We start from the raw sequence: 25,640 nt of genomic DNA, 5'->3' as shown, positions 1-25,640 counted from the left end.
CCATCAATGATCATCCGACCTGATCCACGGGGCCAACCATGTCCGCTCGTCGCTGGTCACGTCTGCGTCGCCTCGCCCTCGAAGCGGTCGGCGCGGCCATCCTCACCGTCGCAGTGTGCTGGGCGATCCTGGCGCTGCTCGCGGGCGACTCGACCGCCACCGGCCTGATCGGCCGGTTCCTCGGCGCCGACCTGGGCGGCACCGCCGCCGCCGTGGCCGCCAGCCTGGGTGTGCCCCTGGACTGGAGCGTGGCCGGGCTCGACGGCCGCCTCTACCCGGTGACGCTGCTGCTGAGCGGTTCGCCGCTGGCGCTGCTGGTCGCCGGGCCGCTCGTGGGCGCCGTGGTGCTCGGCGCGCGTACCCGCAAAGAACTGACCGCGGACGGCGCGGCCGTCGCAGCCGGTACTTATGCGGTCGCGCTGGCCGGCTTCGTCGCGGCGGGCGGCGCGCTCGCCGCCGACCCGCTGGTACACCTGGCCGCACCCGCGCTGCTGGTCGCGGGCGCGGCGGCGGTCTGGGCGCTGGTCGGGATCCTGATCGCGGGGACGTTCCGGCTGAGCCGGGCCGCCGTGGTCGCCGCGGTGGTGGCGGCCGGCGCGCTGATCGCGGTGCCGGCGTCCGCCGAGCCACCGCCGGGCGACCGCGTGAAGCCGTTCGGCGGCGACGCGAGCCAGCCGCGGATCGGATACAAGCGGGCCGGCGTCTCCGCCGAGCTGACCAAGCTCCGCGCGGAGCAGGGCGGGGAACCGTTGGTGGCCAACGATCCCTGGCGCGGCACACCGTCCATGGTGGGCACCCGCAGCAAGGTGACCGGTGGCGTGCCCGGCTGGCTGCGCCAGCACGCCGGCCTGTTCGGCCTCGCCGACCCGGTCGGGTCGCTGCGCTCCGTCAAGGAGGAGCGCGACCGCACCGGCGAACGGCATCTGTGGTACGAGCAGCACGTCGGCGGCGTGCCGGTCTACGGCTCCAAGGTGGGTATCCACCTCGACCCCACCGGCCAGTACGTCGAGTTCGTCACCAACGGCGCCGAGCCCGCGCTCGACGTGGCCAGCACCCAGGCGACGGTGGCCGCCGGTGACGCGCTGCGCACCGCGCGGCTGGCCATGCCGAACGGGCGCCTGGTGGAGCCGGCGAAGCTGTACCTGCTGCCCGCGGCCGCCGCGCCGAACAGGGCCACGCCGACGGTGCTGGCCTGGCACGTGTGGCTGTCCGATCTGGACAGCGGCGTGTCCAACGCCTACTTCGTGGACGCCCGCGACGGGCGGCTGGTGTACGCGCTGCCGAAGGCCGCGCACGCCAAGGAGCGCCTCATCTACGACGCGAACAAGCTCACCGAGCTGCCGGTGCTGCCCAAGCGGTCCGAGGGGGAGGGGGCGACCGGCATCGAGGACGTCGACGACGCGTACGACTACCTCGGCGCCACCTACGACTACTACAACTCCGCGTTCGGGCGGGACAGCTACGACGGCAAGGGCGGCAAGCTCCGCGCGTTCGTCCGGGTGCGGAACAAGAAGGACGAGCCGATGCGCAACGCCGCCTTCATCCCCGACGACATCGACACGATGGTGTTCGGCGAGGGCCTGACCAAGGTGGACGTGGTCGCGCACGAGCTGACCCACGGCGTGACGTTCAACAGCGCGGGCCTGTGGTACATGTACCAGTCCGGCGCGCTGAACGAGAGCTTCTCCGACATCTTCGGCGAGAAGGTGGAGCACCACGCGACGGGCGCGGTCGACTGGCTGGTCGGCGCGCAGATCCCCGGCGGCGCGCTGCGCAGCATGGCGGACCCCACGCTCTACGGCGACCCGGCGCACTACAGCGACTTCGAGTCCAGCTGCTCGGACTGGGGCGGCGTGCACACCAACAGCGGCATCCAGAACAAGGCGTTCTACCTGCTGTCCCAGCAGATCGGCATCACCAAGGCGGCGGCGATCGCGTACCGGACGCTGACCACGTACCTGGGCGAGCGGGCGCGCTTCACCGACTCGCGGGTCGGGTTCATCGAGTCGGCGAACAAGCTCTACGGCAAGGGCTCCACCGAGGCGAAGGAGACCGCCGCCGCGTGGACCGCCGTCGGCGTGGACGGCGTCTACGAGCAGCCGCGCCAGGACTGCGCGTGCTTCGCGGACGAGTCGCTGGCCGGGTCGGGGCTCGACGGCCTCGACCCGCTGGGACCGGGCGTCGACGCGGTGCTCGCCGCGCTACTGCACGTGCGCGACCTGTTCTCATCCGCGCGCACGCCGGCCCTGGCGTACTACGAGGTCGTGTACGTCACCTACGGCCAGCGCGCGATCGAGTTGATGAGCACCGACGACGAGCTGCGCAAGCGCACCGCGCACGCGGTGCAGACCCTGGAACCGGCGCTGCGCACGGTCGGCACCGCCGACGGCGACTCCACAGTGGTCACCCAGGCCATGCTGGACGAGCTGCGCGACCTGTTCACCGACTACGCCGCGGCCGACGTCGCCGCCGGCGGGGGCGGCTTCGCCGAGCGGATCGGCCAGGAGCTGGACCGGGCGGCGTTCGACCAGATGGCCGGGAAGACCGTCAACCAGGCGCTCGCGTTCCTCGACACCCGGGTCGGGTGACCGGAGTGCGTCGGCTCTCTCGATCAAGATACCTGCTCGCCCTGCTCCTCGTGGTGGCCGGCGCCACCGTGCCGGCACCCCCGGCCACGGCGGCGCCGGGCGCCGGGCTCGCTCCGGAGACCGCCCAGGCGCTCGCCGGCGGCCGCCGCGCCGACCTGCTGGTCGCCCTCAAGGAGCGCGCCGACCTCAGCGGCGCCCGCGCCCTTCCCAGCGCTCGCCAGGTGCCCGGCAAGCGCACCGGGTACGGCCGGCAGCGGCTGGTCGACGTGGCCGAGCGCAGCCAGCGCGGGCTGCGCGACCTGCTCACCCTGCGCGGTGTGCGGCACCGGTCACTGTGGATCGTCAACGCCGTGCACATCAGCGGCGCGGACGCGAAGCTCGCCGCCGAACTGGCCGCCCGCCCCGACGTGCGGTCGGTCACCCCGGCCCGCACGTACGCCCTGCCGGAGCCGGTGGCGCAGCCGGCCGCCGCGGTGGCCGCGGCCGCGGGCGGCGTGGAGTGGAACGTGTCGAGCACCGGCGCGGACCAGGTGTGGTCCGGGTACGGCGTGCGCGGCGAGGGCATCGTGGTCGCGAGCATCGACAGCGGCGTCCAGTACGACCACCCGGCCCTCGTCGAGCAGTACCGCGGCAACACCGGCGACGGGACGTACGACCACCGCTACAACTGGTACGACCCGTACGGCCAGTGTGGACTGGACGTCGGCCCCTGCGACACCAACGGCCACGGCACCCACACCATGGGCACGATGGTCGGCGACGACGGCGCGGGCAACCGGATCGGCGTGGCCCCGGGCGCGCGCTGGATGGCCGCCCGCGGCTGCCAGGGCAACGGCTGCGCCATCCTCGCCCTGCTCCTCGCGGCACAGTGGATCGTCGCGCCGTTCGACGAGAACTGGTCCAACCCGCGGCCCGACCTCGCCCCGCACGTCGTCAACAACTCCTGGGGCGCCGCCTACAGCGACCCGTTCTACACCGACGCGGTCGACCGCTGGGTGCAGATGGGCATCATGCCGGTCTTCGCCGCCGGCAACGACGGGCCGTCCTGCGGCACCGTCGGCTCCCCGGCCGACTACGCCAACACGTACGCGGTCGGCGCGTACGACTCCGCCGGCGCGATCGCCGACTTCTCCAGCCGGGGCTCGACCAGCAACGCCCTGATCAAGCCGGACATCGCCGCGCCCGGTGTCGCCGTGCGCTCCAGCCTGCCCGGCAGCCGGTACGACTCCTACAGCGGCACCTCGATGGCCACCCCGCACGTCGCCGGGGCGGTGGCGCTGCTGTGGTCGGCCGCGCCCAGCCTCATCGGCGACGTGGCCGGCACCCGGGCGCTGTTCGACGACACCGCCGTGGACGTCGACGACACCACCTGCGGCGGCACCGCCGACGACAACCGCGTCTGGGGCGAGGGCAAGCTCGATATCCGCGCCGCCGTGGGCCGGGCACCGCTCGGTCCATTCGGGACGGTCAGCGGCACGGTACGCGCCGGCGGCACGGCCGTCGCCGGAGCGCGGCTACGCCTCGTCGGCGCCAACCGGGTCGAGCGGGTGGCCGTCACGGACGCCGACGGGCAGTACAGCGCTCGGGTGCCGGTCGGCGCGTACCAGGTCTCCGGGACCGCGTTCGGCTACACGTCCGCCTCGGCCGGGCCGGTGACTGTCACCGCCGACGCCACGGTCACCGTCGACCTCGCCATGGCCGAGCTGGCCCGGCACTCGATCAGCGGCGCGGTGCTGGACACCAACGGGGTGCCGGCCGCGGGCATCACGCTCCGGTTGCTGCGCACGCCGCTCGCCTCCGTCACCACCGGGATCGACGGCGCGTACCGCTTCGACGGCGTACCCGCCGGCACCTACCCGCTGTCGTTCGGGGCCGGCCGGTGCCTCACCGCCGGCTCGCGACAGGTCACGGTGGACGGTGACGAGCTGATCGACCTGCGCCCCAGCGCGCGGGTGGACGCCGCCGGCTACCACTGCCACGGGGCCACCACGCCGTACGCCGCCGGCACCACCGTGCTCCCGCTGACCGGCGACGACGAGTCGCTGGAGGTCGCGCTGCCGTTCGAGATGCCGTTCTACGGCGCCCGCTACACCAAGGCGTGGATCGCCACCAACGGCTTCCTCACCTTCGACCGGGCCGCGGACAACTCCATCAACCGCGAGGTGCCGAACTCGTCGTACCCGAACGCGGCCATCTTCGCGCTCTGGGACGACCTGATCGTGGACGCCGCCGCCAGCGTGCGCACCGCGACGCTCGGCACGGCGCCGGACCGCCGGTTCGTGGTGGAGTGGCGCAACGTGGCCTTCTACGACGCGCCCGGCCGGGCCACGTTCTCCGCGGAGCTGTCCGAGCACGGCGGCATCACCGTCCACTTCGGAGCTCTCAGCGCCGACCCGGTGGCCCGCGGTGCCGGCGCCACCATCGGCATCGAGAACATGGCGGCCACCACCGGCCTGGAGTACGCCCGCGACGTCCAGGTGCTGAGCCCCAACTCAGCCGTCGCGTTCCGCACCTCGGCGACCCTGCGCGGCACCGTCACCAAGCCGGACGGCTCGCCCGCGAGCGGCGCGACGGTGCAGGTACGCGCCGGCGACGCGCCCGCCATCGCCACGACCACCGCCGCCGACGGCACCTACGTGCTGCACCTGCCGCTGGGCACGTTCACCTTCGAGGCGTCGCTGGTCACCTTCGGCCTGTACCGGACCACGCTCGTCCTGGATACCGACGGCGCCACCGTGGTGCACGACGTACGCCTGGCGCTCAACGAGCGGACGGTCAGCGGCGTGGTCCGCGACGACCTGGGCAACCCGGTCGAGGGCGCCGAGGTGCGGCTGGTGCTGATGGGCACGTCCGGCTACCTGACCTATCCGCGCACCGGACCCGATGGGGCGTACCGCTTCGAGAAGGTCCCGGAGACCGACATCACCGCGGTCCTGTCCGCCGACGTGCCCAAGTGCATGCGGGACGGCCGCGTGTACATCGACGAGATCCTCGGCGGCGACGTGACCGCCGACATCACGGTCATCGCCCCGGCGGGCGTGGTGGACGGCGCGGACGGCTACGGCTACCAGTGCCGGGTCACCGCGGCGAGCCCGGTCACCGCGAGCGCCCCGGTCGCGGTCGCGGCCATCGGTCCGTCGACGGCGGTGGCGTTGCCGTTCGCGTTCCCGTTCTACGGCCGCAGCTACCCGACCGCGTACGTGGCCACCCACGGGTACCTGACGTTCGAGCCGCAGGAGTGGCAGACCGCGTCGAACAGCGGGCTGCCCTCGCAGAGCAGCTACGACCCGGACGCGGCCATCTACGGGTTCTGGGACGACCTCACCGTCGACGCGACCGCCGGCGTGCGTACCGGCACGAGCGGCACCGCGCCGAACCGCCGCTTCACGGTCGCGTGGCAGGACGTGCTGATCACCGGTACGGCCACGCGGATCAGCTTCGACATCGTGCTGCACGAGAACGGGCGGATCGCCATCGAGTACCAGTCGCTGCCGGACGACCCGCGGGCCCGCGGCTCCTCGGCGACGGTGGGGCTGGAGAGCCACGCCGGCGACTACGTCAACGAGTACTGGTACTACCTGTTCGACGACGTCGAGACCGATCTGCTGCGGCCGGGCGGTGCGATCACGTACGCGCCGCCGGGCACCATCAGCGGCCGGGTGACCACCGCCGGGACCGGCGCCCCGGTGGCCGGCGCGACCGTCCAACTGCTGCGCCTGGACGACGTGGAGGAGGAAGTCACGACGGACGCGTCGGGGACGTACACGGTGCGGACGCCGCTGGGCGCGTACACGCTGGCGGTGACGCACGCCGACCACTACCCGGCGAGGCCGGTCCGGTGGTCGCGGACACCCCGTACGCCACCGTCACCCGCGACGTCGCCCTGACGCACCGGTGACCGCCCGGGTCAGCCGGCCCGGGCCGCCAGGCCGCCGTCCACCGGCAGGCACACCCCGTTGACGTACGCGGCCCGGTCCGAGGCCAGGAACACGACCGCGTGGGCGACGTCCCAGGGGCTGCCCATCCGGCCGGTGGGGCTGCGCGCGTGCCGGGCCACCACCTCGGCCGGGTCGTCGACCACCTGCCGGGCCACGAGCGGGGTGTCGATGAGTCCCGGCAGGATCGCGTTGGCCCGCAGGCCGCGGTCGGCGTACGTGAGCGCGAGCGAGACGGTCAGCTGGTTGACCGCCGCCTTCGCCGCGCTGTACACGGGGTACACGTAGCCGGTCGCCCGGATGCTCGCCAGCGACGACACGTTCACGATGGCGCCCTTGCCCCGCCGCAGCAGGTGGGGCAGCGCGTGCCGGACCGTCAGGTAGCAGCCGGTGAGGTTGGCCGCCACCGCCGCGTCCCAGTCGGCCCGGGACAGGTCCAGGACCGTGCCCCGCCGGGGAGGCCCACGTTGTTGTGCAGGATCCCGGGCGGCCCCAGGCGTCGACCACCGCCGTCACCGCCCGGGCCACGTCCGCCTCGTCGGTCACGTCCGCCCGTACCGCCATCGCCGTGCCGCCCTCGGCGACGATCGCCGCGGCCACGCGGGTGGCCTCGGCGTGGTCCCGGTCCACGCAGGCGACCAGCGCGCCCGCCGCCGCGTAGGCGTGCGCCGTCGCCTCCCCGATGCTCAGCCCGGGCCGCTCGACCCGGCGCCGAAGACGACCGCCGCCGTACCCGACAGCTCCGCGCTCCGGACGGGCCTCATGGGAACGCGCCAGGCCGACGGCAAGGCGGTCGGCCACGTGCTGGCCCAGGGCGTGACGAACTGGACCACCGCCGGCACCATCCCGGCCAAACCCGAGATCGGGTTCAAGGCCCGGGTGTGCGTGCCGATCCGCTGGCGCGGCGGGCTGCTGGGGCTGCTCATCGTGCTCGACGCGGACGGCGCCCTCACCACCTCCGAGCTGGCCGCGATGACCGCCTCGGCGCAGGAGCTGGCGGCGCTGATGATCGCCGTGCACGGGCCGCCGGTGGCGGCCGCGGACCGCGCCCGGGAGGCCGCGGTGGACGACCTGCTGGCCGGCGAGCCCGAGGTCCGCCGGGCGGCGATCCAGGCGCTGGCGGACGGCGAGCCCGGACCGCTCGGCCGGCACGTGCGGGCGGTGGCCGCCGAGGTCCGGGACCGCGGCGAGCCCGGACCGTCGCACGTCACCATCGCCCTGCGCCACGCGCTGTCCGCGCAGGCCGCGACCGACCTGGGGCACAAGGCCCTTTATCGGGTACGCGCCCGCGGGGTCGCCCTCGTCCTGTGTACGAGTTCGCCGGCCACGGAACACGACGTGGACCGCTTCGCCGCCCAGTTGATCCACCGGGTCGAAGACGTCTCCGACGGGCGGTTCACCTGCGTGGCCGGCATCGGGTCGGCGGTCGCCGGGCTGTCCGCCGCCTGGTCGTCGTACCGCCAGGCGCGGCTGGCCTGCCGCGCCGCCGGGCAGCTGCTCCCGTCCCCGGTGGTGCGCTGGTCCGAGCTCGGCACGCTCGGCATCCTGCTGCGGCTGCCGCCCGAGGAGCTGCGGATCGAGATGCTCCCCGACGAGCTGCGGCGGCTGCTGGCCGTGGACCGCAACCGGCGCCTGACCGCCACACTGCGGGCGTACCTTGACACCGGCGGCTCCGGGCCGGCGGCCTCCGTGGCGCTGCATATCCACCGCACCACGCTGTACTACCGCCTCGACCGCATCGCGGAGCTGACCGGGCTGGACCTGTCCGACGGCCGGACCCGGCTGACGCTGCATATGGGTCTCCAACTCCTCGACTTCATACAGATAGAGGAAACCCGTCGTCGAAATCCCGTCAGCGAGCCGTAGAGAGCGGCTCGGCAGGAGGCCAAAGCTTGGGCATGGGCGAGTTCACCACCTGTGACGGGTGCACGATCAAGTACCGCGACACCGGCGCCGGCGACGACACCCTCGTCCTGCTGCACGGCTGGTCGCAGTCGCAGGCGATGTTCGGCCGGCTGACCGGCCTGCTCGACGCGGAGCTGCGCGTCGTCACGTACGACATGCGCAACCACGGCGAGTCCGGGCGGACCGGTGACGGCGCGCGGATCGCCTCGCTGGCCGCCGATCTGCACGAGCTGCTCGACCACCTCGGCATCGACCGGGCCCACCTGCTCGGGCACTCGATGGGCGCCTCCGTGCTGTGGTCGTACGCCGACCAGTACGGCACCGCCCGCATCCGGTCGCTCGTCGTCGTCGACCAGCCAAGCGTCTGCACCGTCATGCCCTGGATGGACCCGGCCGAGGCCACCGACGCCGGCGCGATCCTCGACTTCCCCGGCGCCGCGGGCTTCGCCCAGACCCTGCTGGGCCCCGACTCGGCCGCCGCCCGCCGCTCCTTCCTCACCTCGATGCTCACCCCGGACGTTTCGGACGACGATTTCGCCTGGCTCTACGCGGAGAACCTCAAGCTCCCGATGCCGTACGGCGCCATGCTGCTGATCGACCACGTGATGCAGGACTGGCGCGGCGTGCTGCGCCGCATCGACGTACCGACGCTGGTGGTCGGTGGCGAGGTCAGCCACGTGGCGCCCGCGTCCCAGGCGTGGAGCGCCAGCCAGATTCCCGGCGCGCGGCTGCGCGTCTTCGCCCGCGCCGAGGGCGGCGCACACTTCCCGTTCTTCGAGTCGCCCAAGGACTTCGCGGGCGTCCTGACCGAGTTCCTCCGCTCCGTAGCCTTGGGTCCATGACGCTCCAGACCCCCGACGGGCCGCGCGCTGCGTTCCGGTGGGCCGCCTGCCGTCCCGCCCCGGATGGATGGACCAGGTGCTGCACGTCTACCGCGCGGACGGCCCGACGAAGCTGGACGGGCGGCCGGAAAGCGACGACCCCGACGATGTGGAAGAGTCGCTCAGCTCGGTGGTGACGCTGCCGGTGGACGAGTTCGGCGCCGCGCTCCGATCCGGCCTGGTATGCGACGCGCGGACGATCGCGGCCGTCCAGTTGGCGCTCGCCATCGGCGCCGACGCCGCTCTGGCGGGCGAGTGATTGCGGCGTGGGCGGCCGTCCGCCCGTGGTGGCTCTCTGGTCTCCCTGACTGTCCGATTTGGACAGACGTGATGGTGCTCGCTCGACGCCTGAATGGACATTCGGAACAGTGGCCCCATACCGTCAGACGGGGCGGTGATCTTCGCACGCCTGTACGACAATGGATGGGTGATGCCGGATGTGTTGACGCAGCTCAAGGCCACGGCCGACGCGAGCGTCAGCACACCCACGTGGTCGTTACGCGACGAGGATCTGGTCGAGTGTTTGGACGCCGTGCACGCGATCACGCAGGCGGTGGCGGCGTTGCAGTCGCGGCTGGTTCGGGAGATCGACAGCCGCGGTCTGGCCATCACGCAGCACGCGTCCAGCACGAAAGCGTGGCTGCGTGAGCATTTGCGGATCAGCCCACACGCGGCCAAGCGGATGCTCGAGCTGGCCCAGGCCCTCGACGCGCGGCCCGTCCTGGCCAAGGCGGTCGCCGACGGTCTGGTGAATACCGAGCAGGCCCAGATCATCGCCGCCGCAATACAGCAGCTTCCCGCCGACGTGGTGGGCAAGGCGGAGAAGGCCATGATCAGTCGGGCGGCCGAGTTTGAGCCGAACACGCTGCGCCGTTACGGCGAGGGCATCCTCGCGTATGTGGCGCCGGAGCTCGCGGAGGCTGCCGACGCGGAGGCGTTGGAGCGGATGGAGGCCAGGGCGCGTCAGACGCGGGCGTTCCATCTGACCCGGCACGGTGACGGGCGGGTGCGGTTGACGGGCTGGCTGGACGAGGACGGCGCGGCGACGGTGAACGCGGCGTTGGATCCGTTGTGCGCTCCGCGTCATGACGTGGACGTCCGTACCCCGGCGCAGCGACGGGCTGATGCGTTGGTTGAGATCTGCGACCTGGCGATGCGGACCGAGGATTTGCCGGAGAGCGGTGGGGAGCGGCCGCATGTGGTGGTGACGGTGTCGTTCGATGTGCTGCGCTTGGCGCTTGGTGTGGGCACTTTGGACACGGGTGAGCGGCTCAGTCCGGAGCAGGTGCGCCGGCTGGCCTGCGACGCCAAAATCATCCCCGCCGTCCTGGGTGGTGACGGGCAGATCCTCGACCTCGGCCGCACCCGCCGGCTCATCAGCGGACCGTTGCGCCGGGCGCTGGAGTTGCGGGACAAGGGCTGCGCGTTCCCTGGCTGTGATCGGCCACCGCGCTGGTGTTACGGGCACCACATCCGGTCGTGGGCTGATGGTGGTCCGACCACGTTTGGGCAACAGCGTCATGTTGTGCGGCTTCCACCATCGGCTGATCCATCGTGGACACTGGACGGTCCAGATCGCCGCGGACGGGATGCCCGAGTTCATCCCGCCCGCGTACGTGGACCTGGAGCGCCGGCCACGCCGCAACACCTACCACCATCGCGAGTAAGGGCTGGGCGTGCCGAGCGAACGGCCTCGCCGTCAATGGATATCACGACCTGGCTGGGTGTGGAGGGCTCGGGCACACCGCACCTGCTGGATCGACCACGTCGGCGGCCTGCCAGTTATCGAGGGCACCCTGACCCGTCTGGCATCCTTGGCCGGTGTCCTCATCTGATCAGGTAGGCGCTGTCTTTCTCGATGTCGATGGCACCCTCGTCCCGGGGCGAGCTCGTCGGTCTTCCTGGCGGGCTTCCTCGGGCATCGCGAGGAGTTGGCCGAGGCTGAGGACGCGTACGCCGCTGGCGTGCTGGACAACCGGCAGGTCTCGGAGCTGGATGCCGCCGGGTGGGCAGGGGCGCCCGAGGAGCGGGTTCGTGGCTGGCTCGCCGGGCTTCCTCTGGTTGCTGGCATCGCGGAGACCGTGTCGTGGTGTCGGCGCAATGGTTTGGTGCCCGTGCTGGCGACCCTGGCCTGGTCCCGGTCGGCGGCTACCTGGCCGACCGGTTCGGGTTCCATTCGTTCAGTGGGCCGCAGTTGGAGACCGCCGGTGGGCGGTTCACGGGCCGCGTCGCCCGCCACTTCGACGAGTACGACAAGCGGGACTTCGCCATCGCGCAGGCACGAGAGCTGCAGTTGGATCTCCGCCTGTGCGCGGCGGTCGGAGACAGCCGGTCGGACCTGCCATTGAGCTAGTCGAGCCACCACGTGGTCGCCTCCTGGCCGAGCGGGGTGAAGGTCATGATCGGGAGCAGCACCGCGGTGGCGGCGGCCAGGAGCAGCGTCCGCCAGGCGGCCCACAGGCCGGCTCGGCGGGCCACCCGCCGGCCGGTGACCAGCAGCGGCACGGAGATCGACAGCAGCACCGGGCTGGCCATGAAGCCGAACAGGTAGAGCAACGCGAGGGCGGCGTACAGCCACATGAACGGGTTCATCGGGTGGTAGCCGAACGGGATGAGCTCCTTGGGGTCGTTGACCGGGCCGAGCAGGTGCTGGCCGCGTACCAGGAACAGGACGACCACCGTGCACCAGGCGGCGGCGAATGCCAGGTGGGTGCCGGCCATGCCCCAGAGACGGTAGCGCCAGGCCCGCTCGGGTGGCGTGGGCGCTGGCGGGTCGGGCCGGACCGGGAGGGCGACCACGACGGCGGCCAGCGCCAGCGCGGCGGCGGCGAGCCCGGCCAGCGGTCCGACCGCGGCGAGCGCGGCCGCGGCGAACAGGGAGTCGTGGGGCGTCCAGCCGTCCTTCGGCCCGACCGCCAGGGCCTGGTAGGCGCCCGCGAACAGCGCGGAGCCGGTGGCGAGGAGGCCGGGCGCGGCGAGGACGCCGGCCGCCAGGCGGGCGCGCAGGCCGTGCCGCCGGAATCGGCGCAGTGCCCATGCGGCCAGCAGCCAGCCGGCGGCGGCGCCGGCGCACAGCGCGCCACCGACGGCTGGTGCGAGCCAGTGGGCGACCCGGCCGGACACCCAGACGGTGAGAGAGTCTACATTGGATAGTCCAAAGTATCCGCGCACCTGGACGAGGTGGTCGCCCTTGCTGGCCGAGAACTCGATGAGGTGGTCGCCGGGCTCCAGCGGCCCGACCCGCCAGCCGTCCGCGGCCAGCCGCCCGTGGGACTGCCGGACGACGTCCGCCACGGGCCGGTCGGCCGGCGCCACGTAGGAAAACTCCACTCGGGCCGAGCCCTGGTCGAGGGCGAGCGGGTCGTCGTACCGGCTGGGTGGGCCGGACTGGGGCAGCGGCATCGCGACGGCCGCCGCGGCCTGGGCCGCCGCCAGGCTGGGCTCGGGTGCGGCGGCGGGCCAGGCGAGCCGGCCCGCGGCGGCCGCCGCGGTGAGGCCGGCGAAGGCCGCCACGACGACCGCGACCGCCAGGTACGCCTGGCCGCGCGGGACCGCGAACCGGCAGCGGGCGCCGCCCAGGAGCAGGTCGACCGCGTCCCGCGGGTGCGGCCGGCGCTGGCCCGGCTCGGCCGCGTCGAGCAGCGTGGTCAGCATCTCCGTGCCGCGCAGGCTGCGGTACCGGCGCGGGTAGGCGCGCAGCAGCCAGCGGTACCACCGCTCCAGCGCGTCCTGGTGTGAGCCCCGGGTCACCCGACACCGCCGGGTGCCGGGCGCAGGCGGCCGGCCTTGCGCAGCCGGGCGGCGGCCAGGCTCGCGTTGGCCCGCAGCCGATCCACCTCGGCCTGGAGCTCCACCACGCCGTGGTCGGTGAGCCGGTAGTACCGGCGGAGCCGCCCGTCGACGGCCTCCTCCCGGTCGACCACGACGAGGCCGTCGTCGGCCAGCCGGTCCAGCGCCGCGTACAGCGTGCCGGCGCGCAGCCGCAGCCGCCCGCCGGACAACTCGCCCACGGCCTGCATCACGCCGTACCCGTGTAAGGGCTGGTCGGCCAGTGCGGTGAGGATGAAGAACGTCGGTTCCTGGAGTGCCACGCCGGACAACGTACCGGTCATCGGTATATGCCGTCAATCGGCACTCGGACGATGCGGTGGTACCCTCCGGCATGCGTGCGCGTCGATCACTGCCGGAGGGGTTCGTACTCGGCGGGACGGTCCGCCTGCAGGGCAACCGCGGCCTGCGGCGCACGCTGTCGCTGCTGTCCGTGCCGTGGGGGATCGCGTCGATCTTCGGCGTCGCGCTGCTCGCCGCGCTGGTCCGCCCGCAGGGCTGGACGCTGGACATGCGGGACGTGCCGGCGGCCGTGGTCCTGGTGGCGTTCGCCGGCGGGCTGATCCTCACGCCGGTGCTCACCCTGGTCGCGCACGAGGCCGCGCACGGGGCGGTGTTGTGGGCGCTCACCGGCGCGCGCCCGATGTTCGGGTTCAAGGGCTGGTACGCCTACGCCGACGCGCCCGGCTGGTACCTGCCGCGCTGGTCCATGGTGGCGGCGCTGGCGGCGCCGCTGGTCGTGCTGCCGGTGCTCGGCCTGCCGCTGGTCGCGCTCGGGCCGGCGGGGTTGTCGATGTTCGTCCTCTTCGGGCTGATCGTCAACGCCGTGGCGGCCATCGCCGACGTCTACATGATGGGCGTTGTAGCGCGGGTCCGCGGGCCGGTCTACTTCGGCGACACGCCGGGGGCCAGGCCCGGCGAGGCCGGTAGCTGGTACGTGCCGGCCCGGTCGTAACCCGGTCGAGCGCTCCCGTCCGTCCGCCCGGGGCAAGGGCGCAACCACGAAGTTGAGCGGCGGTTCCGGCGACGGCCACGATGGGCACGCACCGCCGTACGGGAGGACGACAGGATGCCCATCGAGGATCTCGATCCCGCGAAGCTGGATGCCCGCGAGCTAGCCCTGCTGGTCAAGGCCACCCCTGCCGGTGAGCTGCGCGGCCTCATGACCGGAAGCCGGCGCTCGGCCGTGCTGGACACGGTCGTCGGGCGGATGCCCGGCGTCTTCCGGGGCGATCGAGCCGGCGCCATGTCGGCCGTCGTGCACTGGCGGATCGGCGACGGCCCGGGCGGCGGGGTGGACGTCTACGAGATCGTGATCGAGGGCGGGACGTGCGCGCTGTCGGCCGCACCGCGGCGGCAGCCGAAGCTCACCCTCACGATCGGCGCCGTCGACTTCCTTCGCATGGTGACCGGAAACGCCCATCCCATAGCGCTCGCGATGAAGGGGAAGTTGAAGACAAAAGGCGACCTCGCGCTGACCGCGAAGTTTCCGCAACTTTTCGATATTCCTCGGGTCTAGGGACCCCTTCGGCAGGTCGTACCAGCCCGGTGCGGAAATGGCGCCGGTTTCTCATTCTGCCCGGCAGGTACCGGAAGGACCGCGACGAGATTTCGGCGGTTTACGAGAAGGGCTAGAAGATGATGAATCAAGCAAATGTGGTCGTGGACCTGAGCGCGGCGGGTGACGAGGTGGACCGTATGGTTGCCGACCTCGACCCGGCCCAATGGGCACTGCCCACGCCGGCGCTCGGCTGGACCATCGCCCACCAGATCGCCCACTTGAGCGCCACCTTCCGGCTAGCCGCGCTGGCGGCGTCCAGCGCGGAGCGGTTCGCGGCGATCACGGCGCAGCTGAGCAGCGACTTCAACGCGAACGTGGACAACGCCATGGCGGACTTCCTCGCGGAGCCGCCGCCGGTCCTGCTGACCCGATGGCGTGCCGAACGCGGTCGGGCCGAGCAGGTTCTCGGCGCGCTGCCGCCGGACCGCATCGTGCCCTGGCTGGTCCGCCCGCTGCCGGTGGCCGTGCTGGCGGCCGCCGGCATCATGGAGTTGTTCGGGCACGGCCAGGACGTCGCCGACGCGCTCGGGGTGCGGCGCGAGCACAGTGACAGCATCGGCCACCTGGTCGCCTTCGCGGTCCGTACCTGGGACTTCGGCTACCAGGCGCGCGGCCTGGCCACGCCGGATGTCGACTTCCGGTTCGAGATCACCGCGCCGTCGGGCGCGGTCTGGACGTTCGGGCCGGCCGACAGTACCCAACGCATCAGCGGCCCGGCGGTCGATTTCTGTCTGCTGGTAACCCGGCGCCGGCACCGCGACGACCTCCGGCTCACGGCGACGGGCGACGAGGCCGACCGTTGGCTCGACCTCGCCCAGGCATACCGTGGGCCGGCCGGTCCCGGGCGGCGTCCCGGTCAGTTCGCGGCACAGGTGCGGTAGCACCAGATTCCGGCACCAGCAAGCGGTCGGCGGGCCTTACCGATGCTCGGAGGGCTCGCCGAACCGCTGGGCGACCAGGTGTTCCTGCGCCATCCGGCGCATGGTCGCCAGCGCCACGTCGAGCAGCACCGTGCGTACGACGGCGGCGGCCCGGTCGGCGACGGTGCCCTCCGGCTTGAGCAGGTCAAGCTCCTGAATGGCGAGGCGTTCGGCCGCGTCCGCATACGAGCCGAAGAAATCCATGTCACATTCGCAGCCGAGGTGACGCAGCGTGGCCACCACGTGCGCCAGCCGCCCGGCCCCTTTCGGATCGACCTGCCAGCCCAGCTGCTGGAGGAACTCGTCCACATCCGTGCGGACGCCGTCGACCCCGTCGGGGTCGTCGGCGGCGTTGTGCTCGGGATAGAGCGCGGTGTTGACAACCTCGTACAGGTCGCGTAGCGGCACCCGCTCGTCCTCGATGGCCGCCAGCAACTCCCGCACGGTGGACAGATCGAGCTGGGCGACGTTCGTGAAGGCCCTGATGAGGCGGAGGCGGTGCAGGTGCAGATCGCCGTACTCGGCCTGGTTGCGGCTGATCGGCGTGCCTCGGGGAAGGAGTCCCTCGCGCAGGTAGAACTTGATCGTGGCGACGGGGACTCCGGTTTGTCGGCTGAGAACGGATATGCGCATCAAACCCCCCGCGGTTGTGGCCCTCGTTCCGAAAGAGTGTCGCATCGGCAAATGCGAAGGTGTCAATCTCCGTCGACCTGCGTGAGCGGCGCATCGGCCGGCGGGGTGCCGACGCGCGCGGCCGGATCACGCAGCGGTCGTCCTGGCCAGCGCCAGCTTTCGGGCGTCGAGCAGGGCGAGCAGCACCGGCGGGTCAAGGGTGTCCGCCGGCTTGAGTCCAAGGTCCGCCTGGACGACCGTATCGCGGCCGATCGTCAGTGGGCCTCGCGTGGCGACGGAGATCGTGTCGTCCGCGCCGTCCAGGGCGCCGGTCACCGCCTGTGCGAGCAGGTACCACGTGCCGGGCGGGACGCTGTCGAAGCGGTACTGGCCCCGGCCGGGCAGGATGGTGCACCGCACCGGCCGTCCCTGCGGAATGCGATCGGGAAAGAGGCCGACGAAAACAGTAGCCTCCGCTTGCGCCGACCACACCCGTCCGTAAACGTGGGAAGCCGACCGATGCTCCCGCCCGAAGTACGGATCCAGTGGAATATGGGGCGCGAATCCGGCCCGTTTCCGATAAGCCGTCGGCGACATGCCGACGCTCTTGCTGAATCGCGTACTGAAGGTGCCTACGCTGTTGTATCCAACGCGCAGGCTGATATCGGCGACGTTGAGCGATGTCGATACCAACAAATGCTTGGCCCGCTGCAGTCGAAGTGCCGAGAGAAAGCGCCCCGGAGATACGCCAGTGGCGCGTTGGAAGATTCGCGTAAAGTGGAACTTGCTGAACATCGCGGCCCGCGCGATGTCGTCCACGGTGAGCTGTTCTCCCAGGTTCTCCCGCATGGCGATGATGGCGCGGTTCACGGCCTGCTGAATCGATTCGTCCACACCTGCTCCCGTGTGTCTCGAGGAACCGGAGTCGCCTTGACCGGTTCACTGGAATCGTGCCTGTGGTCGAGTAAAACGAAGCGGGAGAAGGAAATGCCTACCAGAATGCCCCGGTCCCGTAGGCATAGGCCCTTAATCATGTGTAAAATAGAAACTGTCGAAGCTAGATGCCTCGTTGCGCTTCCCCGCTGCTTCGCGCTCTCGTCCCGGCCGATGCGTTCCCGACCAGGTCGAGGTTAGCCGACCCCGCGCCCCGTAGCAATGCCGACAATCACCAAGCCGATGCGGAGCGCAATCGTGAAGTGGGATTCGGATAGCGGTGCGCACTGCTTTGGATAGTATCGCTACCTGGTCTGCGCCAGGGGAAAAGTCTCTTTCCGCGCTATGCCGGCTCGTTCTGAGGCGCCGGCGGCGCCTCCTCGGCCCGCCCGAGCCGGGCGCCGAGCGCGCGTGCCGCCGTGAAGCTGGCCCAGGATGTGAGATCGATCAATCCCGCGTCGTCGAGGCCGGCCCGGACCTCCGCGACCAGCTCGGCGGTCACCCGGTACGGCGCGAACGCGGTGAGCAGCGCCAGCCGCGCGGCCGGCCGCTCCCGTGCCGGCCGGCCGTCGACCGCCTCGCTCAGCCAGGCCGGCTCACCGAGCCCCGGCTCGACACCGGCGCGGCGGGACAGCGTGGCCAGCACCACCGCGCGTACGCCTTCGGGAACCGAGCGCCGGCCACCGGCCTCGAAGGCCGCGCTGGCCCGCGCGAAGGCCGCCGCGATGGGCGGCTGGCCGGCCGCCCAGGACAGGTCCGGCGGCAGCGGTGCGTCCGGCAGGAGCGCCAGCGCCGTACCCGGTGCGGGACGCCGCCGGGCCATGCGGCCCATCATGAGCCGGGCAGCTCGCCGGGCGACCGGTAGCGCCGCCGCCGGTACGGGAGGCAGCGGTGACTCGGTGAGAAAGACGCTGACCATCCGGTTGATGTAGTGGAAGGTCACCGCCACACCGATGATCTCCGGGGCCTGGCGGGCCGGGAACGGTACCGGCCCGCCGGTGGCCTGCTGGCTCGCGGTCGCCGCGGCCCAGGCGGCCAACTCCCGCAGCCCCTGGTCCGCGACGGCGTCGAACCGGCCGGCGGCGACCGCGGTCGCGTCCGGTCCGGGCGACAGGCCCAGCAGCGCGGCGCCGTGCACCTCGGCGCAGTACGGACACCGGTTGGCCAGGGACACCGCGGCCGCCACCGCCTCCTTCGCCGGCCGGCCTACCGCGGGACCGGCCAGCAGCGTCTCCCGCAGGATCAGCCAGGTCGCCGCGAGGGCCGTGGGGGCCGGCGTGTGCAGGGCCATCGGCGGCGCGACCATGCCGAAGTCGGCCTCCATCTGCCGGTACACCTGCGCCACCAGGCCGGTCTCGGTACCCGGTGCGACCGGGGCGACGTGCCGGATGTGCGTCGCGGAGATCCGGCGCGCGACGCGTGCGAACAACGATCCCACGACCCCACACTCCTTTTAGGTCACACGGTCTCTCGGTAACACGGTCTTTTTGGTAACACGGTCAGACTGTTGGGGCTACCGCGACCCGGGCGGCCGTCGAGCCGTCCGGCGCGGGCGCGCCGTACTGGACGGCCACGCCCCGTTCGCGCGCCGCGCGCACGATGCCGGGCATGGCCCGCTCGGCGAGCGCCGCGATCGTGAGCGCCGGGTTGACCGTCAGCGCTCCCGGCACCGCCGAGCCGTCGGTGACGAAGATGCCCGGATGCCCGCGCAGCTCGTGCCGGTCGTCCAGCGCCGACGTCGCCGGGTCGTCGCCGATCCGGCAGGATGCCAACGGGTGCACCGTGTACGCGCCGACCAGATCGTTGGTCCATGGCGCCACCCGGGCCAGCCCGTCGCGTTCCAGGATGTCCTTGACCGCGGCGTCCGACAACGACCAGCCGCGCCACGTGTTGGCCGTCGGCCGGTACCGCAGCGGGCCGTCGCCCAGCATCTGCATGGAGAGCCGGTGCGCGTTGCCCGTCTCCGGCGGTGGCCCGAAGACGCCCTCGTTGTCGTCTTCGGACATCGTGAAGATGGTCAGCCACGACTGCCACTGCCGCAGCATCTCCTTCTTCTCCAGGCCGAACCACGACGGGCCGGTGGCGCCGGGCACCTGGGCCAGGATCGTGCCGAGGCCCGGCGGGAAGTACAGCTGCTCGAGCGAGAACCGCTCGTACTCGGGCAGGCTGCCGTCCAGCCGGTCCCAGCTCGCGACCGTCGGTCCGCGACCGATCTGGTACGCGGCATAGGCGGAACCGTCCGGGCGGGACAGGCCCAGGACGTCCCGCACTTTGTCCTCGTCGAGGATCGCGGTGTTGAGGCGTTCGCCATTTCCGGAGAAGTACCGGCCCACCGCGTGCGGCATCCGGCCGAGGTCGGGCTCCGAGCGCTGCAGGATCACCGGGGTCGCGCCCGAGCCCGCCGCGAGGATCACCAGCTTGGCGTCGATCTCGCCGCTGTCGTGCAGGATCCGGTAGTCCTCCTCGTCGACGACCCGGTAGTGCACCCGGTAGCCGCCGTCGGCCAACCGGGTCAACCGCTGGACCTCGTGCAGCGGCCGGATCTCGGCGCCGTGCGCGACGGCGGCGGGAAGGTAGTTGAGCAACAACGAGCGCTTGGCGTCGAACCGGCAGCCGGCCATCATCCAGTTGCAGTTGACGCACTCGTCCACGTCGACGGCGGACGGTGACGGGTTGGCGGTGCGGCCGGCGTGCGCGCAGGCAGCCGCGAACAGGCCGCCCGCGTACGGCACCTTTTCCCAGGACTGCCGGGTGACCGGCAGCGCCTCGGTGACCCGGTCGTACCAGGGATCCAATGTGTCCCGGGTGATGCTGGCCGGCCACATGCGACGGCCGATGCTGCCGCGCCGCTCGAACACGAACCGCGGCGCGCGCGGCATGGTGGCGAAATACACCACGCTGCCGCCGCCGACGCAGTTGCCGCCGAGGATGCTCATTCCGTCGCCCACCACGAAGTCGAAGACCCGGGTGTACGACGAACCCAGCTTGAAGTCGTGCTCGAACTCCTCGGCCTGGAGCCACGGTCCGCGCTCCAGGACCAACACGCGGGCACCGCCGGCGGCGAGATGGTAGGCCGCGATGGCGCCGCCGAACCCGCTGCCGATCACGACGACGTCTGTCGACTCCGTGGAAGTCATGCTGGATCACCTGTCACCGTGGTCTGTGGGTGGAGTGGGGCCAAGGCCCGCCCGTACGAGTACTGGGGAAAGCGGAAAAGCCCATCGGCGTCCGGCGGGAAATAGCCGATCGTCAACAGTCCGGGATGGCGGTTCGCGAACGCGTCCGCGGTGGTGAGATGGGCGGCGCTGTCAAACGCCATGTTGCTGAACAGTGCCAGTGCCACCCACATCTGCTTTTCGGGGTGTTCCGGCGCGGTGAGTTCCAGTACCAGCGCGGTGCGGTGCTCGAAGGGAAGCGCGACGAATGCGGGTACGCCGTCGTCGAGCGCGAGACCGTGTGCCGTGGCGTATCCGGCGGCGTGGTCGTTCAGCGTGTAGACCATCGAGTCCAACGCTTCCGCCAGCCCGCCACCGGGCTGTTCGAGCAGTTCGACGGCGCCCGCCGCGACCGCGCCGCCGCCCAGGGCGGCGCCCGCCACGGCCCGGTCGTCCGGTGACCGCTTCGCACCGGGGACGACCGTATCGGCGTACGCCTCAATGGTGGCGGTCCGGGCCGGGTCAACGTCGTGGTTGTCGGGTTGCACGGCATCGCCTCCTTACTGATGGACCACATTGGTGAAATCCGGCGGATCGGTTATCGCGGCGAAAGGCGCGCGGATCGGTCGGAAGATTTCAGATCGGTTACCTGACAATTCTCTCGGGGCCGACGCCGCAACGCATCTTCCGCATTGCGGTGGCGTCGCGTACGAAATAGACACGGCCCGATCAGCGCACGCCAAAAGACGGCAACCTTCCTGAAGGACGGCACGATGAGATGAGATGTCGACTGAGGATTGAGGAGGCCGGTATGCCGATGCTCGGTTCGCTTCGCCGCCTGGCGCTGACCCCGTCGTTCACCGACGTGTCGTTCGCGAAGCGCGGCTTTCCCGTCCGCCCCACCGACGCGACCCGGCGGCTGGAGGCCATACCCCAGTCCGTCCTGTGTGGCTTCGAGTGGGGGATCGAGGTGCGGGACCAATGGGAGGTGGAGCGCCGGCTCGAGCTCGTGGAGCCGGAGATGCGCGGGTTCGCGTACGAGGGTGCGGCGATGGCGTACACGGTGCGCGACGCGATGGCGGGCGGCCGTGGAAACCGGGCGCGGGATCTGCTGCGCGGACCGGGTCGGCCGCACACCTTCCTGACGTACATCGGCATCGGGTTCGCGATGGCCCGGCTGCCGCGACCGTTGTGGCGCAAGGTGCTTCCCGACCTGACCGGCGTGCCGTACTACCCGACGATGAGCTGGCTGGCCGTGGACGGGTACGGGTTCGACCGCGCCTACTTCGAGATGGACCGCTGGGTCACCCGGCAGCAGCGGCCCGCGCCGTACCCGTGGCAGGGCGGGCCGACTACTTCCCGCGTGCGGTGGACCAAGGCATCGGCCGTGCGCTCTGGTTCATCCATGGTGGACAGTCGCCGGACGTGGCCGCGGCGGTGGGCCGCTTCGCCACGGAGCGCCACGCCGACCTCTGGAGCGGGGTCGGCCTGGCGGCGACGTTCGCCGGCGGCAGCGACGCGGAGGGTCTGGCGGTGCTGCGCCGGGAGGCCGGCGCCTGCCTGCCGCAGGTGGCACAGGGCGTGGTGTTCGCGGCCAAGGCCCGGGACTTCGCGGGGTTCGTGCCGCCACACACCGAACTGGCGACCGAGATCCTCGCCGGCATCTCGGTCAGTGCCGCCGCGATCCTGGCCGACGACGTCGCGGCGGACGGGTTCGGGCAGTCCGCCGAGCCCGACTACGAGGTCTGGCGGCAGCGGGTCGAGGCGCGCGTGGGCGCCGATCTGCGGCTGGCGAACCCGCCCTCATGACGAGGGCGGGATGGGCCGGCGCAGCCACAGCATCGCCAGCACGCCGAGGACGACCAGCCCGTCGACCACGAGCAGAAACGCGCTGAGCGGATCGACGCTGTGCGCGTGCGGGTCGGCGTCCGGGACGGCACCGGTGAGCGCGGGCGGCTTGCCGGTGCCGACGCTGAACCGCAGCACGCCGGATGCCTCGCCGCCGCCGTCGAGCTCGACGTGGTAGGCGACGATCACGTCGGACGGCGCGTCGATCGCGATCGGTTGCCACAGCGCCCGGCCGGGCGCGGCCGACAGCGGGCCGGTGGTCACCGCCGACCCGTTGCCGTCCACGATGGACACGTGAGAATCCGCGGTGGGCGTGCTGGAGAAGGTCAATCGGACGCCGCTCGGCCCGGCGGCGAGCACCGCCTGGTCGCGCGGGTCGCTGGCGACGAGGCCATCCTGCGCGACGGCCGCCGCCGGGCCCCCCAACAGGGCACCGGCGGCGGCGAAACCGAGGAGAACCGACGCGAGACGCGCGGCACCGCGGCGGGTCATGGGGTCAGGCGACCGATGTCGCGGACCGGACGGACGTGGACTTGGACTTGGCGACACAGTTGCACGTGCTGTCGGCCAGCTCGGTGCGGTTCGGCCGCAGGTGCAGGTACATCGCGATCATCATGGGGATGAACACGATGGAGTTGTAGAACAGGTGCAGCTCCACCCGCATGAAGGCGAGTTGGAGGATGCTCGTCGGCTGCGCGGCGCCGAAGAACGTGACGCCCGCCTGGGCCTGGATGAGCAGCAGCAGATGCTCGATGTGGTGCCAGAACTGGATGACCAGGGCCACCGTCCACCAGGCCCGCGCGCGCCCGACGAAGCCGGGTCGCAACAGGAACAGGGCGACCAGCATGACGATCGCGTAGCCGTAGTGCAGCCACTCGGACTTGACCAGCCAGGGGAAGAACTGGCCGAGCACGCCGCGGGACTGCGGCCGCGCTGTCCCGAGCACCCAGATCTGGTACGCCTGCACGAGGTGCTCCGCCCAGTGGGCGATGACGACGAACAGGAACACGTTCAGGGCGGCACGATGGTGCCGTCCGTTGATTCGCGCGATGAGGCCGGGTGACGGCACGGCCGCCGGGACACTAACCATGGATTTCTCCCATCCGCGGGTGCGCAACCGCTTCCGCCAGACCGTAACCGTGGCCCGGTGTTGGACAGTTCTTTCAGATTGCTCAGTTTCCGGGTGGGTCTTCAGTTTCCGGAAGGTCACCGCACCTTAGGAGAACCCCCGCCACACCCCGCCGACGCATCCTGGCCAGGTACGAGCAAGTCGGTCCTGCACGGGGAGGCAGAGATGACGCGTCCGGTCACCGCCGAACAGCGACCGGAGACCGGCGAGAACCGCCGGGCTCCGCGCGCGACATCCACATTGGTCAACGGCCACTTCCCGCGGCGGCGGTGGCTGGTGCTCGGGTTGAGCGCGCTCGGCGGGTTCCTGCTCACCATCGTCTGGTCCGCGGAGTTCGTCGACAGCACGATCGGCGACAACGTGGCCAACACCCTGCTCGGGCACGACGCCAAGGAGACGCCGATCGCGGGCATCGGCGCCGGGATCGCGTTCGCGTTCGTCTCCGGACTCGCCGGCACGTTCACCGCCTGCAACATCGCCGCGTTCGGCGCGATGGCGCCGATGCTGGGCACCGAGGGGCGCTGGAGCCGGGTCCGGCACACGTTCACGCCGCTGCTCTGGCTCGCGGTGGGGATGACCGCGGTGTCCGCCACGTACGGCGCCGTCGTCGGGCTGGTGGGCACCGACATGCCCAGTTCTCGACCGCGCAGAGCACCGCCGGCACGCTGTCCGCCCGCAGCATCCAGTCGATGGTGGTGTTCGGCGTCATCGGCCTGGCCATGACGTACCTGGGGCTCGCCGCGCTCGGGCTGGTGCGGGATCCGTTCGAGCGCATCGCGCGGCGGTACCCGAACGCGCCCATGGTGTTCCTCGGCGTGCTGATCGGCGGGTTCCTCATCGGACGGCCGTTCGGGCTGTTCCGGCAGTTGTTCCGGGACGCGGCGGAGAGCGGCAACCCGCTCTACGGCGCGGCCGCGTTCATCCTGCAGTCGCTCGGCAACATCCTGATCATGGCGGTGATCTTCGCCGCGCTCGCGCTGGTGAGCGGGACGCGCCTGCGCCGCTGGCTCGCCGCCCGGCCGGCCCGGATCGCCGTCATCACCGCGGTCGCCCTCATCGTGGCCGGCGTCTTCACGTTCCTGTACTGGGACGTGCGGCTGCTGGCCCGCCGCGAGATCATCCCGTGGTACCCGACCGCGCCGTGGTCATGACCCGCTGACAACACGCACGGGGAGGAGTCGGGACATGGTTGCCCGTCGGGTCATCGCGTCCGTGGTCCAACGACAGGTCAAGTACGTCAAGACCGTCCCGGTCGCCACCGCCGGCGACCTGGTGGCGGCGGTGTACCGGCAGGCGGCGGACGAGATGCGGCTGGTGGTGCCGCCGGTCCTGCTGCACTCGCCGTCGCCGCAGACGCTGGCCGCGTACTGGATGCTGATGCGCGAGACGCTGATGACCGCGGGCGCCGCCGACCGGCTGGCGAAGGAGGCGGTCGCGGCGGCCGTGTCGGTGGCGAACATCTGCCCGTACTGCGTCGACATGCACAGCATCGGCATGTACGACCTCGCCAACGAGCACGACGCCGAGGCCGTCGCCGGCGACCGGGTGGACGAGGTGGCCGATCCCCGCGTCCGGGACCTGGCGGCGTGGGCGCGCGTCGCCCACCAGCCGGACGCGGCGGTGCACCGCAAGCCGCCGTTCGCGGAGGCCGAGCGCGCCGAGCTGGTAGGGGTGGCGGTGAGCTTCCACTACCTCGGCCGCATGGTGAACGTCTTCCTGTCGAACTTCCTCCTGCCGCCCCGGCTCGGCCCGCGCGCCCGGCGCCGGGTCAAGCAGGGCCTGAGCCTGGCGCTGAGCCCCACGCTCCGGGAGATACGCCCGGTGGGCCGGGCCGTCGCGCTGCTGCCCGACGCGCCGTTGCCGGCGGATGTCGCCTGGGCGCGCGGGCACCCGGGGGTCGCCGCCGCGGCGGCGCGATCCTTCGCCGCGTTCGAGCGGGCCGGCGCGCGGTCCGTCCCACCCGCGGTGCGGCAGCTCGTGCAGGAGCGGCTCGCGCAGTGGCGGGGCGAGGAGGCGGGCTTGAGCCGGGAGTGGTGCGAACGGCTCGTCGCCGACCTGCCCGCGCCGGACCAGGCCGCCGGGCGCCTGGCGCTGCTGACCGCGTTCGCCTCCCATCAGGTCGACGAGGACACCGTGCGCGAGTTCCGCGGCGGTGAGCCCCGGGACGCCGCCCTGGTGGAGGTGACCGCGTGGGCGAGCTACGCGGCCGCCCGCCGGGTCGGCAGCTTCCACTTGATCGAATGCGCTTCTTGATTGTGTAGAAGCAGCAATTATGAAGAACAGTAGCAATTTTGAAGAAACAGCGGAGCACTGCCGAAGAAGACACGCATCGGCCCTCCTGCGAA

Annotated in this window: 23 protein-coding genes and 2 pseudogenes; 14 read left to right on the top strand and 11 right to left on the bottom strand. The window is 71.8% G+C overall.

What is annotated here, in order from left to right; all coding sequences use genetic code 11:
• Positions 1-38 precede the first annotated feature (38 nt).
• The gene (locus Prum_RS48170; protein ID WP_173086359.1) at positions 39-2,588 is read left to right on the top strand and encodes a M4 family metallopeptidase; all 2,550 of its coding nucleotides are present in this window, start codon (positions 39-41) and stop codon (positions 2,586-2,588) included.
• Positions 2,585-6,475 carry an NIDO-like domain-containing protein gene (locus Prum_RS48165; RefSeq protein ID WP_173086357.1) on the top strand — a complete coding sequence of 1,297 codons (3,891 nt, stop codon included), beginning with the start codon at positions 2,585-2,587 and terminating at the stop codon, positions 6,473-6,475. Before Prum_RS48170 ends, Prum_RS48165 begins: the two co-directional genes overlap by 4 nt.
• Before the next feature lie 20 nt (positions 6,476-6,495).
• On the opposite strand, the gene Prum_RS50525 is transcribed toward Prum_RS48165, so the two are convergent.
• Together Prum_RS50525 and Prum_RS55675 are read right to left on the bottom strand one after the other, a co-directional pair.
• Complete coding sequence (locus Prum_RS50525) at positions 6,496-6,963, bottom strand: SDR family NAD(P)-dependent oxidoreductase (RefSeq protein ID WP_218577998.1); 468 nt, start codon at positions 6,961-6,963, stop codon at positions 6,496-6,498.
• 106 nt (positions 6,964-7,069) lie between these two features.
• Positions 7,070-7,153: pseudogene (locus Prum_RS55675) on the bottom strand (hypothetical protein); the annotation flags it as partial.
• A gap of 33 nt (positions 7,154-7,186) precedes the next feature.
• On the opposite strand from Prum_RS55675, the gene Prum_RS48155 reads away from it, so the two are divergent.
• The 5 genes from Prum_RS48155 to Prum_RS50515 all read left to right on the top strand — a co-directional run bounded on the left by Prum_RS48155 (position 7,187) and on the right by Prum_RS50515 (position 11,662).
• Positions 7,187-8,389, top strand: coding sequence for a PucR family transcriptional regulator (locus Prum_RS48155; protein ID WP_218577956.1), 1,203 nt, complete (start codon positions 7,187-7,189; stop codon positions 8,387-8,389).
• Positions 8,390-8,421: 32 nt separating this feature from the next.
• Positions 8,422-9,270, top strand: coding sequence for an alpha/beta fold hydrolase (locus tag Prum_RS48150; protein ID WP_173086353.1), 849 nt, complete (start codon positions 8,422-8,424; stop codon positions 9,268-9,270).
• A 37-nt stretch (positions 9,271-9,307) separates the two neighbouring features.
• A complete protein-coding gene (locus Prum_RS48145) occupies positions 9,308-9,568 on the top strand; it encodes an NUDIX hydrolase (RefSeq protein WP_173086351.1) in 261 nt (86 codons plus the stop codon).
• A 171-nt stretch (positions 9,569-9,739) separates the two neighbouring features.
• Complete coding sequence (locus Prum_RS48140; protein WP_308785463.1) at positions 9,740-11,152, top strand: HNH endonuclease signature motif containing protein; 1,413 nt, start codon at positions 9,740-9,742, stop codon at positions 11,150-11,152.
• A 246-nt stretch (positions 11,153-11,398) separates the two neighbouring features.
• Positions 11,399-11,662 carry a haloacid dehalogenase-like hydrolase gene (locus Prum_RS50515; RefSeq protein ID WP_218577955.1) on the top strand — a complete coding sequence of 88 codons (264 nt, stop codon included), beginning with the start codon at positions 11,399-11,401 and terminating at the stop codon, positions 11,660-11,662.
• On the opposite strand, the gene Prum_RS48130 is transcribed toward Prum_RS50515, so the two are convergent.
• Together Prum_RS48130 and Prum_RS48125 are read right to left on the bottom strand one after the other, a co-directional pair.
• On the bottom strand, positions 11,659-13,059 hold the full coding sequence (locus Prum_RS48130; protein ID WP_173086349.1) for a hypothetical protein: 1,401 nt from the start codon (positions 13,057-13,059) through the stop codon (positions 11,659-11,661). The two genes, Prum_RS50515 and Prum_RS48130, sit on opposite strands and share 4 nt — an antisense overlap.
• Positions 13,056-13,400, bottom strand: coding sequence for a PadR family transcriptional regulator (locus tag Prum_RS48125; RefSeq protein ID WP_371871437.1), 345 nt, complete (start codon positions 13,398-13,400; stop codon positions 13,056-13,058). The genes Prum_RS48130 and Prum_RS48125 overlap by 4 nt, the downstream gene beginning before the upstream one ends.
• Positions 13,401-13,471: 71 nt before the next feature.
• Here Prum_RS48125 and Prum_RS48120 point away from each other — a divergent pair, with 71 nt between their 5' ends.
• From Prum_RS48120 to Prum_RS48110, 3 genes are all read left to right on the top strand, one after another.
• Positions 13,472-14,092, top strand: coding sequence for a DUF3267 domain-containing protein (locus Prum_RS48120; protein WP_173086345.1), 621 nt, complete (start codon positions 13,472-13,474; stop codon positions 14,090-14,092).
• 114 nt (positions 14,093-14,206) lie between these two features.
• The gene (locus tag Prum_RS48115) at positions 14,207-14,656 is read left to right on the top strand and encodes an SCP2 sterol-binding domain-containing protein (RefSeq protein ID WP_173086343.1); all 450 of its coding nucleotides are present in this window, start codon (positions 14,207-14,209) and stop codon (positions 14,654-14,656) included.
• 119 nt (positions 14,657-14,775) lie between these two features.
• Positions 14,776-15,579 (top strand): TIGR03084 family metal-binding protein, encoded by an 804-nt coding sequence (locus Prum_RS48110; protein WP_173086341.1) that lies wholly within the window; start codon positions 14,776-14,778, stop codon positions 15,577-15,579.
• Between the two features lie 36 nt (positions 15,580-15,615).
• Here Prum_RS48110 and Prum_RS48105 read toward each other — a convergent pair whose 3' ends face one another.
• The 5 genes from Prum_RS48105 to Prum_RS48085 all read right to left on the bottom strand — a co-directional run bounded on the left by Prum_RS48105 (position 15,616) and on the right by Prum_RS48085 (position 20,866).
• Complete coding sequence (locus Prum_RS48105; protein WP_173086339.1) at positions 15,616-16,251, bottom strand: MerR family transcriptional regulator; 636 nt, start codon at positions 16,249-16,251, stop codon at positions 15,616-15,618.
• A gap of 126 nt (positions 16,252-16,377) precedes the next feature.
• A complete protein-coding gene (locus Prum_RS48100; protein WP_173086337.1) occupies positions 16,378-17,124 on the bottom strand; it encodes a helix-turn-helix domain-containing protein in 747 nt (248 codons plus the stop codon).
• Positions 17,125-17,506: 382 nt separating this feature from the next.
• Entirely contained in the window at positions 17,507-18,601 is a 1,095-nt protein-coding gene (locus tag Prum_RS48095) for a carboxymuconolactone decarboxylase family protein (RefSeq protein WP_173086335.1), read from the bottom strand.
• 61 nt (positions 18,602-18,662) lie between these two features.
• Positions 18,663-20,300: an FAD-dependent oxidoreductase gene (locus Prum_RS48090; RefSeq protein ID WP_173086333.1), complete on the bottom strand. Its 1,638-nt coding sequence runs from the start codon at positions 20,298-20,300 to the stop codon at positions 18,663-18,665.
• Positions 20,297-20,866, bottom strand: a complete 570-nt coding sequence (locus tag Prum_RS48085) for a DUF5987 family protein (RefSeq protein WP_173086331.1) — start codon at positions 20,864-20,866, stop codon at positions 20,297-20,299. Before Prum_RS48085 ends, Prum_RS48090 begins: the two co-directional genes overlap by 4 nt.
• A gap of 263 nt (positions 20,867-21,129) precedes the next feature.
• Here Prum_RS48085 and Prum_RS48080 point away from each other — a divergent pair.
• A pseudogene (locus tag Prum_RS48080) lies at positions 21,130-22,127 on the top strand (DUF1702 family protein).
• On the opposite strand, the gene Prum_RS48075 reads toward Prum_RS48080, so the two are convergent.
• Together Prum_RS48075 and Prum_RS48070 are read right to left on the bottom strand one after the other, a co-directional pair.
• On the bottom strand, positions 22,122-22,658 hold the full coding sequence (locus Prum_RS48075; protein WP_173086329.1) for a copper resistance CopC family protein: 537 nt from the start codon (positions 22,656-22,658) through the stop codon (positions 22,122-22,124). The pseudogene Prum_RS48080 and the gene Prum_RS48075 overlap by 6 nt on opposite strands.
• Before the next feature lie 4 nt (positions 22,659-22,662).
• On the bottom strand, positions 22,663-23,256 hold the full coding sequence (locus tag Prum_RS48070; RefSeq protein ID WP_173086327.1) for a hypothetical protein: 594 nt from the start codon (positions 23,254-23,256) through the stop codon (positions 22,663-22,665).
• Positions 23,257-23,460: 204 nt separating this feature from the next.
• Between Prum_RS48070 and Prum_RS53415 the strand changes: the two genes are divergently transcribed.
• Genes Prum_RS53415 through Prum_RS48060 form a run of 3 tightly spaced genes read left to right on the top strand, consistent with a single transcriptional unit; the run spans position 23,461 to position 25,548 of the window.
• Positions 23,461-24,018, top strand: a complete 558-nt coding sequence (locus Prum_RS53415; protein WP_246278825.1) for a hypothetical protein — start codon at positions 23,461-23,463, stop codon at positions 24,016-24,018.
• A complete protein-coding gene (locus Prum_RS53410; protein WP_246278824.1) occupies positions 23,985-24,446 on the top strand; it encodes a hypothetical protein in 462 nt (153 codons plus the stop codon). The genes Prum_RS53415 and Prum_RS53410 overlap by 34 nt, the downstream gene beginning before the upstream one ends.
• A 34-nt stretch (positions 24,447-24,480) precedes the next feature.
• Complete coding sequence (locus Prum_RS48060) at positions 24,481-25,548, top strand: carboxymuconolactone decarboxylase family protein (RefSeq protein WP_218577954.1); 1,068 nt, start codon at positions 24,481-24,483, stop codon at positions 25,546-25,548.
• Positions 25,549-25,640 lie beyond the last annotated feature (92 nt).

Source organism: Phytohabitans rumicis (assembly GCF_011764445.1).
Classification (GTDB): domain Bacteria; phylum Actinomycetota; class Actinomycetes; order Mycobacteriales; family Micromonosporaceae; genus Phytohabitans; species Phytohabitans rumicis.
This window is presented reverse-complemented; position numbering and strand designations above follow the sequence as displayed.